The following is a 10212-nucleotide window of genomic DNA, read 5'->3' as shown; positions in this document are numbered from 1 at the left end:
TGGTGGGCAGTACGGAACTTATCCACAAGCACTTTGACCAAATTATTGTTGCGTACGGTTTTCGCTCTAATAATAGCTTTGTCAAAAAATGGGGCGTTAATATTAGCAATAGTCAAATTGCAGTTACTAGCGAGATGAAAACCAGCGTTCCGGGTATCTATGCCATAGGCGACGCTGTTACTTATCCTGGTCGCGTTCCCGTAATTGGCCTCGGCTTTGGTGAAGCGCAAATTGCGGTTACTGCAATTATGCGCTCCTTATTTCCCGAAAAAACTTTGACTATTCACTCAACCAGTATTTAGGAGAACTCTATGGCAATCATCAACTTTATTCTGCACATTGATCATCACTTGATTGAAATAGTCAACCAGTTTGGTGGCTGGACCTACTTGATTATTTTTGGCATTATTTTTATTGAAACAGGTTTGGTTATTTTCCCTTTTTTACCGGGAGATTCGCTAATCTTTGCAGCTAGCTCGATGGCGGTCAATCCTAAATACAACTTAAACATTTGGCTGATCTACTTAGCAGTCATCCTGGCAGCAGTCTTAGGCGACGCCTGCAACTATGAAATCGGGGCCTACTCTGTTCAATCTGGAAGTAAACATCCCTGGTTCAACAAGTTAATCAATCAAAAAAACCGCCACGCGGCCGAACAGTTTTTCGACCGTCATGGCCCCATCACAATTGTCATCGGACGCTTTATCCCCTTCATTCGGACTTTTGTCCCCTTCGTTTCCGGCGGTAGCAAGATGAACTATGGTAAATTTGCGTTTTACAACGTGGTGGGAGGAATCATCTGGAGTGGCCTCTTCACGATTATCGGCGCCTTTTTCGGCAACATCCCTTTTGTCAAAGACCACTTCTCAATACTTATCCTGGCCATCATCTTAATTTCTGTTCTGCCGATTATGGCCATCGCGCTTAAAAAGCGCTGGTCCCAAAAAAAGGAGCTTCACTAGCGAGCTCCTTTTTTAGCGTTGTAATAATTTTTCAGCAAAATACAGTTCATAAATAATGCCAGCAACTGCAAAACATGATGCAAAAAAGCCTTCAGTCAGTACATTAATCACGGGATCAGTCAGCGGATCAAACAACCAAGTATTGCTACCAGCAAAAAACAAATGATGGAAATTCACAAAGAACTGGTCAAAATTGGTTAAGGCAAACGGCAGTACAACTACCGGTAACAACAAAAACAAGAGCGACCAGACTTTGTTTAGTTTAAGGGCCCGCCGCTTTTTTCTTTTGCAGTAAACGAGAATTGCTAGACAACAGATAAAAGCAATGATGGCCAACACAAACAGCTTTTTTACAGCGGCAAAGTGCTCTGCTGCAAGCGGTGAAGTCCGAAAGTTACTCATCCTTAGCTGGCGATCAAAGGGCCAGATTAAATACCATAATAACTGGTCATAATTGTGCATCACCTGACCAATTGATAAATTAACTGTCTTATTGGTTTTTTGGACAATCACAAAAACTAATAGCAGTGGCCAACTAGCAACTAGTGCACCCACTACGCTACTGGTAACTGCAAAGACAAAGTGGTAAATGATGGTTAAAAGGTGGTTTTTTTGATTCATAATTCTACTTCGTCCAAACTATCGACTATCATTGTTGGTTGAATTTGCCCGACGAGATCAGCCACCCTGGTAACACCCGTTGTTACTAGGAGTTGGTCAACCTGGCTATTAATGCCCGCCATTATATCGGTTTGGTAATTGTCCCCTACAATAAGTGCATCCTGCTGCAGACAATGCTTTTGAGCTAACACTTTAGTGATGATGATTGACGACGGCTTCCCAATAAAAAGCGGTTCTTGCCCACTGGCAGCAGCAATCATTGCACATTGAGCACCATTCCCTGGAAGAAGTCCAGCATCAGTGGGTAGATTCAAATCCGCATTGGTGCCAATAAAGGTAGCACCATTTCTAATTGCGGTCGTAGCCAGCTGAATCTTGTGGTATGTCAGATCCGTATCCATCCCAACTACCACATAATCTGGACTTTGCTCATCGATGACAAATTCGGGCCATTGCAAAAATTCGTGCCACAGACCAATCTGACCAATCAGATAGACACCAATCCTTGCATCACGAGTCCTTGCCTGTTCCTTAAGATAGCTAATTGTTGCCAAATTAGGAGTATATATATGGTCTGGATCAGTTTTAATACCATGAAGGGCCAGCTTATCCACAACCATCTGGCGCGTCCGCGTTGTGTTATTGGTCAAAAACAAGTAGTCCTTGCCTGCTTGTTCAAGTCGGTGAACAAAACGCACCCCAGCTGCAATAGTCTCCTTGCCCCGGTATATTGTTCCATCAAGATCGACTAAAAATAACCGATAGTCCTTCACTTAGTTGCTGTCCCTTCTTTTTCTGATAATAAAGTTGTGGTGGTTACCCGGCTGCTTTTTTATTTGCGTAGGACGCACTCGCCGAACGGCTTTTAAGCTGTTATTTGCCCTTTTACTTGGTTGACCTGTTCTAGTTTTTTTGCGTTTACTAGACCGATAATGGTGGACTGGACTTAACAGTTGCAAAATAAAGTAGGGGCTGCCGGGATTGCAATACTCAATTAGGTAGTCCGCAATGGTCTGTTTCTTACGATCAATTGCCGCCTGTACATTATCTTGAAAAAAGCCCTTTAAGCGTAAATGTTCACTTGAAATATCGCCAACTAAAAAGTCATACTGGTTGAGGTAGGGATCATATTTTTGCCGCAGGCTGTCTAGGTCCAGGGCATCCTGTTTGTTAACCAAAACCTGGTATACCTGCTGGTTGATTTTTAAAGTTGCCTCATCCAGCACCACTTTAGCTTGCGGATGCCGCAAAGGCTGCTTTTGAGCAAACTTATTTTCTTTATCGGAATTAGGGCTGTCAGTTTGCTGATGGTTTTCCGTCATGATTTTCACTTCCTTGATAGGGATATTTTTGGGCTAAATAATTTCCGACTACTTCCCGCAAAAATTGCGGGAATAAGAACTTGTTGTTCCCCACAATTGCCAGAGTTGGAAAGAAAGGTACCAGAACATAATGATCCAGTACTGCAATTTGATATTCCTGCTGCGGGTCTACTTCCTTTCCATTAACAAAGACCACCCGACTAACTGGATCAAACTTGATTTGGCGGTAATACATCTGTCCAAAAATCTTGCCCCGAAAACTCATCCCTTGCAAGTGGAAATGATCCAAATAGTGCCGGTTCTTCTCGATTTCCATTACCAGGCGCCACAAGTCACTGCCCTGCAAAGTTGACCTAACAACGTGCATTGAATGCGGCAAAGCTCGTTGCAAGTCATACTTAGTTAAAACACCTTTTTTAAATGGTGTCAAAAACAAGCCGGAACTAAGCATGGCCAAGTCAGTACCAGCAAAATCGGCAATCGCATCTAACGAAACCTGAATAGCTGCTTCGCAATTGTCTTCATATTTTTCTGGCAAGTTTGCTACTTTTGTCCGCGTCAAAATTTCTTTACCACATTTACGGAAACCTAGAATAGTTTCTTCATCGCCAGTTTGTGCTTTCATCAAACTAGTCGGCTCAACGTGGGGACTAATTCGCTCCACCTGATGGTTATCATTAAGTTGGAGGTAAGTATTACCAACATAGTTGCCCCACTTGCCCGTCTGCACAATCCAAACACCATTCACCTGCTTGCCCTGCTTCAACAGGTCATGGCTGTGGCCACCAACAATGAGATTAATTTGCGGATAATTCTGGGCTAAAAAGTAGTCCATGTTCAGACCTACATGGGTCAATAAAATCAAGACATCATAGTGGCCTGCGAGTTCCGGCAAGACCTCGTCCATTGTTTCTTTGAGCATTTTAACCTGCCAGTGATTTGGCTGATATGATAGCGGATAGGCCGCAGTTAGTCCAATTAAAGCAATCCTGGTACCCTTTTTGGTTTTAATGATTTTTTGAGTAGTCGCCCAATGCGGCATACTACCATCTTCTTCGCGCAAGTTGGCTAAAACAACTGGAAACTGGGCATGATCAAACAGGTGCTCAACCACCTCATGTGAATTTGAGATACCCTCATTGTTCCCAATGGTGATCGCATCGTAATGAAAAGCATTCATCAATTTAATATTGGCCTGACCAAAGGTAGCATCAGTTAAAGGATGCGACCGATCCATGAAGTCACCTGCATCAAACGTTAAAACCTCGTCGACCGTCTGATCCTGTTGAGCTTCATGTAAGTAACGACCTATTTTGAGAAAGTGTTCAAAGTGTGAATGTAGATCATTTGTGTGCAAAATGCGAATTTTTTCCATTGTTTATTACTTTCTAGCCAATTTGATTTGCTTTTAAAACCGTATTGTAGGCATCCAAAATTTTTCCTTTTGGCTTGGCCCATTCAACCCAGGTGGGATTTTGCCAGTCAGATTCAGCAGTCAGCGTTGCTAATTCATAGCTTTGATTAATGTATTTTTCATATGTAATTAGAGCCCGGGTGCGCGGAATATTTAACTGCAAAATCCGGACATTTTTGATCAATTGATGATCAACTGCCAGTTCGGCAATTCCGTTTTGGTCAATATTGGCAATTTCAAAGTACTTACTACCGTCGTTACGGGTGATTTCTTCAATTAAATCTAGTTCTTCATATTGTTGTTTCATTAGTTATCCCTGCATAAAATTAAACTGTGATATATAGCAAAAAAAATGCAACCATGCTATTGTATTAACGATAGAGGTGTACACATGAAACGTCAAAGCCAAATACTTACGGCTCTTTTCTTTAGCATAATCTTTCTAACCGGTAGCGGTTTTACCGTAGTTGGCCACCGCGGTGATCCTAGCAAGTATCCTGAAGAAACGATTCAAAGCGATGACTCTGCCTTTAAGTCCGGTGCGGACTATGTTGAACTCGACCTCCACTTATCTTTAGACGGTGTGTTAGTCGTTTCGCATGATGATGACTTGTTTCGAGTTACTCATACACATGCAATTGTATCACAAAATAGCTGGCAGACACTCAGCCAACTAACCTACGATAACGGCGAACACGTAATGACTTTGGACCAACTCTTCAAGCACTACCAAAATAACCCCCGAGCCAAGTTTATTTTAGAAACTAAAATTGACCACGCGCTTGACCCCTCCTACGAACTTGAGGATCAAATAGCTGCAACCATTGCCAAATACCATATGGAAAAGCGCGTTAGGATTCACTCATTCTCAGCAGCCAGCCTATTTTACTTCCGCCGCATCATGCCAGATGCTTACTTAATTCTAATTGTTGGTAGCCTGAAGCGCATTAACTTCAGTAACTTACCCCAAGTTAATGCGGTCAACGTTTCATCCGACCTGATTTTGAACCATTCCTGGCTGATTCACTGGCTACATTTACTCGGTAAAGAGGTCTTTGTCTGGACCGAGATGGATGAGTCCCCTTCTTTATGGAACTGGTTAATTAATAAAAATATTGACGGTGTCGTGACTAACTTTCCCAGTACCGGCTTTAAATACAAGCTGGCCAAAGAGGGGACCAAGAAGTATGACATTCACCGCAGCGGCATCTACTTTGGCAAACGGCGCACAGCAACCACAATGAATCCTTATGTTCGGGTTAAGCAGAAAAGATTTGTTAATCCCGGACAAAAACTTGACGTGATGTATGGCGTTAGGGCTCACAACCAGCTTTACTACCAAATTGCTAACCAAACCTTTATTTCTGCTGAATTTGTCAACTTAGATTTAAAGCCGCAAGACATTGCGCCATACCGGGACAAACAAATCATTGCTAAACCGCAAAAAAGCGTAGCAATCTATCGCTATCCCGAAAATCAATTCAAGACTAGCAAAAAGTTGCCCGCTAATACACTCTTTAAAATTCAAAACTTTAACGGTAGTCCCCAGAGCATGTGGTTGTACACTTCGCTTGGTTGGGTTAAGGCAAGCGACATCCTGTTTTACGGCTTCTTTGACCAGGCAAGTTGGCAAACTTACCGCTTACTGCCCCGCATGGAACGTTATACTAACGTTGCACTGACTCCCTATCAGCCCCTTCAGGCAGCTCAAGTGCGGTCATGGGCTAAATTGTTCAAGGTTACCACTGCTATTACCAGCAAAAAAGCGGTTCACTAAAGTGAGCCGCTTTTTAATCAGCGTTAACTACCTATTCATTTGAAGTACTCTGCTTCTTTAATAACTCATACGGTAGTTCAATTTGCATATCAGTAATTTCCTCATTGTTCATCAACTTAGTCAACATCCGCATTGCGACTGCGCCAATGTCATAAAGTGGTTGACGAATTGCTGTCAATGCCGGACGAACAACTGAAGCAATCTGCGTAGCACTAGTTGTAATGATTTCAAGATCTTCTGGAACCTTTTTACCAGCATCCATAGCAGAATTCAAAATACCAACTGCCGTAATATCACTTGTCACCACTACACCATCAATACCGTCTTGGGCAAGCTGGGTGTATAAGTTGTAACCATCAGAATGATCCTTAATATGGCTATAAATGTGGCCTTCACCCAAGTTGTGTTCTTGCATGAACTTTTTGTAGGTCGGTATCCTATTCTCAGCGTTAACCACAGTTTCTGGATCTCCCAAAACCATTGCCAAGTTTTGCTTACCATCATTATAAAGCAAGTTCAACGCCTCGGTGTCTGCCTTCTTGTAGTCGATGGCTACAGTGGGGAACTCCTGGTGGTTATCCTTAGTTCCGGCTAAGACAACCGGTGTATCGCTTCGTTTAAAAGCCTGGACCGCTTCTTCCGGTAGACTATCAGACATATAGATCATCCCGTCTACCTGTTTATTAAGCAAGCCCTGAATTGCCTGATCTTCGCGCATCAGGCGATTTTCAATGCTGGTGATAATAATATTGTACTTATATAGCAAAGCAATATCATCAATCCCCTTGGATAATTCCGCAAAGTAAAGATTGGTCAGGTCAGGCACAATCAGCCCCACGGTAGTCGTTCGTTTAGAGGCAAGCCCCTGTGCCACTGCATTTGGTTGATAATGCAGGCGGTTAATCACCTTCATTACCCGATCGCGGGTATCTTTCCGCACATTAGTATTGCCGTTAACAACCCGTGAAACTGTGGCCATTGAGACCTTGGCCTCACGAGCAACATCATAAATCGTAATATCTTGTTTACGCATCCCTGTTTCCCCCATCTAAAAATACTAGTATAAAATTTATCATTCTTTTTAAAAAAGTGCAAACGTTTACAGCTATTCTTTCATTTTTTAAAAGAAAGAACATGATATACTTGACTAAATTGAATAGCTAATAAAGAAAGGAAAAGTAAATGAACTTAACTAAATTACAAGAATGGCTGCAAAGTACTGGCAATGATCTAGCCTATATTTCTGACCCTACAACCATAGCTTATTTCACCGGTTACGAAATGGAGCCGCATGAACGAATCTTCAGTCTCCTTGTCTTTAAGGAGCAAGAGCCCTTTGTTTTTGTACCTGCATTGAATGTTGAAGAGGCCAAGAGTTCTGCCTGGAACGGTAATGTCTACGGCTACCTTGATTCAGAAGATCCATGGGCTATTATTGCCGACAAAATCAAGGGTAAGACTACTGCCTACCAAAAATGGGCCTTAGAAAAAAATAATCTTTCCGTAGCCCACTACCAGTTTTTGCATAAGCAATTCCCAGATGCTAACTTTGACGGTGACGTTTCAGGGTTCATCGCCAAGATCCGCTTATTTAAGACTCCGCAAGAAATCAAGGAGTTACAGGCAGCTGGTCAAGAAGCAGACTTTGCTTTCCAGGTTGGTTTCAACACCATTAAAACCGGAGTTAGTGAACGCTACATCGCTGGGCAAATTGAATATCAACTAAAAGTGCAAAAGGGCGTTATGAACGTCAGCTTTGAGACAATTGTTCAAACCGGTGCTAACGCTGCTAACCCACATCTGGGCCCCACCATGAACCAGGTTAAACCTAACCAGCTCGTCTTATTCGACCTTGGCACCATGCACAACGGCTACGCTTCAGATGCCAGTCGCACAGTTGCATATGGTGAACCAACAGCAGAGCAAAAAGAAATATATGAAATTGATCGTGAAGCCCAACAAGCTGCAATTGATGCCGTCAAGCCTGGCATGACTGCGGCAGAAATTGACAGTGTAGCCCGTGACGTGATTACTAAAGCTGGCTATGGTCAATACTTTATCCACCGCCTCGGCCATGGTATTGGTAAAGAGGTGCATGAATATCCGTCAATTGTTCAGGGCAATGACCTAATTATTGAGGAAGGCATGTGCTTCTCAATTGAACCAGGAATCTATCTTCCCGGTGTAGCTGGCGTCAGGATTGAAGATTGTGGTGTCGTAGCCCAAGATGGTTACCACCCATTCACCCACACTGGGAAAGAGCTGAAAGTTTTACACTTACGGGACTAATTGGGGCTTTAGTAAAAAAGCACTAGCAGAAAAAATCTGTTAGTGCTTTTTAATTATCGTCTTATTTTCAGGTGCTTAGCGCTCAATTGGACCATTAAAGTCATGCGCATCTTCAGCATGGTGCAAATCAGCAACTGAATTTTCCGCGTGATCCTTTGGCCCCAAATCATCATCCTTAGAATTATCGATGACAATATCATCAAAATCCTTCAATTCGGAATCATCTTCAACACTCTTAGGGAATGAAGCAAGTTGGTTCTTCACAACTTCAGTACCATTGTCATATTTTTTCTTCAAGTCCTGAACAGTTTCATTACTCTTAACTTTTTTCTTTAGATCATCGACTTGGTCATCAGTAACCAGGAGTGAGCCAGCCAAAAAACCTGCTGCACTACCGACAATTGTTCCTAATAAAAAACTTGTAACCTTTTTCATGAGATTGACTCCTTTTACTTAATCTTCACCCTTACGACGTTTACGTCGTGCAAACATTGATGCTAAAACTGAAGATACTACACCACTACGTTTTACATGAAAGTTGCTTACCCGCTTGGCCATCTTGCGCGAAGAGGCGTTAACATCGGAAACACTCTCACCTAAGTCCGCCGCTGCCTGCACAACGGGGTCTAAATTCTTCATTTTAACATTAACATCTGCCATTAAAACGTTGGTTTTATCCAGCAAATCACTGCTTTGGTGAAGCAATTCATCAACATCCTTTGAAATCTGTTGAATTGATTCATTAGCTTCTTTAATTGCCTTGTCTGCTTCTTTGGTTGCCTTGGCAACCCGAACTAACACTGGAATTGTGAAAAGCACCAAAATCAACAATGCAACAGCGGCAACTAGTCCTGCTATTGCACCATATGTAAGTTTCATCTTCTACCTCCAATTTTACACCTAAAAAAAGTCTAGCATGAAAAGACGTTAATCTCAATCTATATGTGATAATTTGCTATAGTTAATATGCATATGTGAAAGGTGGACCTCATGAAAAAAACATTTCAATTAAACCAACAAGCTTTAAAGTTTAACTGGGATCAGTTAGGTACTCAAGCCCTAACTATTTTGTGGCAGTTGGTAATTTCAAGTATTGTCTTTTACCTAATCGACCACTTTGGCAAAAAAATCATTAACCATTATCTGCAAAGCAGTAAGCGGCCCCAGAACAAACGCACGGAAACTGTGACTTCGCTGATTAATAGTATTTTTGAATATACCGTGATTTTCTTTTACCTGTTTGCAGTTTTGTCGATTCTCGGCATTCCGGTTGGAACACTCCTTGCTAGTGCTGGGATTTTTTCTTTAGCTTTGGGAATGGGCGCCCAGGGTTTCGTTAGTGACCTAGTCAATGGCTTCTTTATCCTGAGCGAAGACCAGTTTGATGTTGGCGATATTGTTGAAATTAACAATCAAACTGGAACTGTGGTCCAGTTAGGACTCAGAACGACCAGGCTAAAAGCATCAGATGGTTCAATCATCTACATTCCCAACCGTAACATTTCGATTGTGCAAAATTTGGCACACGGCGGAATGGGCGTCGATCTTACGCTGCAACTCAAGCTTGATACCGACTTTAAGCAGGTTCGTACGTTAATTAAACAAGTTAACCACAGCATGACCAATAGTCGCTTGCTGGTCCAACCACCCAACATTGTCGGCATTACCTCGCAAACTGCACAGACAGTCACTTATGTGATTCATTTTCAGGTAAAGCCCGGTAGTGAGCAAGAGGTGCAAGACCAATATTTGACCGCTTACCTCAAAATATTACAGGACAATCAGATCGCGCTAGCCCAATAAAAAGGGTTGAGCCCCGTGGGGCTC

At 42.4% G+C, this 10212-nt stretch carries 13 protein-coding genes (1 of these 13 cut by a window edge); 5 read left to right on the top strand and 8 right to left on the bottom strand.

Features of this window, described 5'->3' with window-relative positions:
• Positions 1-302 carry the final stretch of an NAD(P)/FAD-dependent oxidoreductase gene (locus ACSYSN_RS01615; RefSeq protein ID WP_491712880.1) on the top strand. Its footprint begins 637 nt before the window's first position, so 302 of the gene's 939 nt are visible here — the last part of the coding sequence; its start codon lies off the left edge, out of view; it ends in the stop codon at positions 300-302.
• 9 nt (positions 303-311) lie between these two features.
• On the top strand, positions 312-962 hold the full coding sequence (locus ACSYSN_RS01610) for a VTT domain-containing protein (protein WP_491712509.1): 651 nt from the start codon (positions 312-314) through the stop codon (positions 960-962).
• A gap of 12 nt (positions 963-974) precedes the next feature.
• Here ACSYSN_RS01610 and ACSYSN_RS01605 read toward each other — a convergent pair whose 3' ends face one another.
• Genes ACSYSN_RS01605 through ACSYSN_RS01585 form a run of 5 tightly spaced genes read right to left on the bottom strand, consistent with a single transcriptional unit; the run spans position 975 to position 4626 of the window.
• Positions 975-1583 carry a TIGR01906 family membrane protein gene (locus tag ACSYSN_RS01605; protein WP_317637819.1) on the bottom strand — a complete coding sequence of 203 codons (609 nt, stop codon included), beginning with the start codon at positions 1581-1583 and terminating at the stop codon, positions 975-977.
• Positions 1580-2356, bottom strand: coding sequence for a TIGR01457 family HAD-type hydrolase (locus tag ACSYSN_RS01600; protein ID WP_491712508.1), 777 nt, complete (start codon positions 2354-2356; stop codon positions 1580-1582). The genes ACSYSN_RS01605 and ACSYSN_RS01600 overlap by 4 nt, the downstream gene beginning before the upstream one ends.
• A complete protein-coding gene (locus tag ACSYSN_RS01595) occupies positions 2357-2905 on the bottom strand; it encodes a YutD family protein (protein ID WP_491712507.1) in 549 nt (182 codons plus the stop codon).
• On the bottom strand, positions 2880-4280 hold the full coding sequence (locus ACSYSN_RS01590; RefSeq protein ID WP_491712506.1) for a bifunctional metallophosphatase/5'-nucleotidase: 1401 nt from the start codon (positions 4278-4280) through the stop codon (positions 2880-2882). The genes ACSYSN_RS01595 and ACSYSN_RS01590 overlap by 26 nt, the downstream gene beginning before the upstream one ends.
• A 13-nt stretch (positions 4281-4293) precedes the next feature.
• Positions 4294-4626, bottom strand: coding sequence for a hypothetical protein (locus ACSYSN_RS01585; RefSeq protein WP_491712505.1), 333 nt, complete (start codon positions 4624-4626; stop codon positions 4294-4296).
• A gap of 84 nt (positions 4627-4710) precedes the next feature.
• On the opposite strand from ACSYSN_RS01585, the gene ACSYSN_RS01580 reads away from it, so the two are divergent.
• Positions 4711-6096 carry a glycerophosphodiester phosphodiesterase gene (locus tag ACSYSN_RS01580; protein ID WP_491712504.1) on the top strand — a complete coding sequence of 462 codons (1386 nt, stop codon included), beginning with the start codon at positions 4711-4713 and terminating at the stop codon, positions 6094-6096.
• A gap of 31 nt (positions 6097-6127) precedes the next feature.
• On the opposite strand, the gene ACSYSN_RS01575 is transcribed toward ACSYSN_RS01580, so the two are convergent.
• Positions 6128-7129, bottom strand: coding sequence for a substrate-binding domain-containing protein (locus ACSYSN_RS01575; protein ID WP_317637813.1), 1002 nt, complete (start codon positions 7127-7129; stop codon positions 6128-6130).
• A gap of 149 nt (positions 7130-7278) precedes the next feature.
• Here ACSYSN_RS01575 and ACSYSN_RS01570 point away from each other — a divergent pair, with 149 nt between their 5' ends.
• Complete coding sequence (locus ACSYSN_RS01570; protein WP_491712503.1) at positions 7279-8385, top strand: aminopeptidase P family protein; 1107 nt, start codon at positions 7279-7281, stop codon at positions 8383-8385.
• Between the two features lie 75 nt (positions 8386-8460).
• Here ACSYSN_RS01570 and ACSYSN_RS01565 read toward each other — a convergent pair whose 3' ends face one another.
• The gene (locus tag ACSYSN_RS01565) at positions 8461-8820 is read right to left on the bottom strand and encodes a DUF1269 domain-containing family protein (RefSeq protein ID WP_317637811.1); all 360 of its coding nucleotides are present in this window, start codon (positions 8818-8820) and stop codon (positions 8461-8463) included.
• An 18-nt stretch (positions 8821-8838) separates the two neighbouring features.
• Positions 8839-9264: a DUF948 domain-containing protein gene (locus tag ACSYSN_RS01560; RefSeq protein WP_317637810.1), complete on the bottom strand. Its 426-nt coding sequence runs from the start codon at positions 9262-9264 to the stop codon at positions 8839-8841.
• A 111-nt stretch (positions 9265-9375) separates the two neighbouring features.
• Between ACSYSN_RS01560 and ACSYSN_RS01555 the strand changes: the two genes are divergently transcribed.
• A complete protein-coding gene (locus tag ACSYSN_RS01555; protein WP_317637809.1) occupies positions 9376-10188 on the top strand; it encodes a mechanosensitive ion channel family protein in 813 nt (270 codons plus the stop codon).
• Positions 10189-10212: the final 24 nt, after the last annotated feature.

This window comes from Lactobacillus sp. ESL1191, from assembly GCF_058504435.1.
Note: the sequence above shows the minus strand (reverse complement) of the source record. Positions and strands in the feature narration are given on the sequence as shown.